General features: G+C 77.3%; 1 protein-coding gene. It reads right to left on the minus strand.

Translation table 11 applies throughout. The features are described from left to right. Positions 1 to 810, minus strand: an 810-nt coding sequence (locus GTW08_RS13885) for an oxygenase MpaB family protein (RefSeq protein WP_161152009.1), incomplete at both ends; no start/stop codon positions are given.

Consider the following 810-nt stretch of genomic DNA (forward strand, 5'->3'; position numbering starts at 1 on the left):
GCCGGGCCAGCGCCTGCAGCAGACGGCGCCCCTGCGGCACGGGCAGGCGCAGCGGCTGGACGAGCAGCGCGGCGACGGCCCCGATCAGCGCCCCGGCCAGCGCGCGTGACTCGGGGGCGGGCGGTCCGGTGACGGCGGTGACCAGTGCGTCGAGCTCCTCGGCCTCGGCGTGCGAGGTGACGTCGCGGACCAGCTCGGGGTCGATGCCGAGCTGGTGGGCCAGCAGCTGCCAGCAGGCGTAGACCTCGGTGGTCTCGGCGGGGGTGAGCCCGAACCCGATCGTCGCCTCGGCCCGCATCGAGACGAGGGTGAAGTCCAGCCAGGTCCGGACCAGGTCGACCTGGTTGACCGGGGTGCCGTGCACCGCCTCGTCGAGGCCGCGGCCGCGGGCGAGCACGCGCATGCGGGCGTGCAGCATGCGGACCTGCAGGGTGCCGACGTAGCCGGGGCTGCCGGGGCGCATGCCGCCGGGCAGGGTGGCCGCGAGCAGCCAGGTGCCGGTCTCGGTGAGGCGGCGCTCGGCGGACTCCACCAGCCGTCCGGTGGTGCCGAGCAGCACCGCGATCGACGGGGAGCCGTAGGTGCGCAGCAGCGCCCCGGCCGACAGGGACAGGGTGTGCACCGCGGGCGGCGCGGTGAACATGGGCCGGATCCCGGTGTCGAGCATCGCGGGGTCGGTGCCCGCGGGCACCGACTCGGCCGAGGTGAGCAGGGCCGCGAGGGCGGGGGAGGGACCGGTCACCGAGGCGAGCCCGTCGCGGATGCCGCGCTGCAGCGCCGCGGTGAGCGCGCGGCCGCCCTCGCGGCCCG

The organism is Pseudonocardia sp. SID8383 (genome assembly GCF_009864975.1).
GTDB classification, from domain to species: domain Bacteria; phylum Actinomycetota; class Actinomycetes; order Mycobacteriales; family Pseudonocardiaceae; genus Pseudonocardia; species Pseudonocardia alni.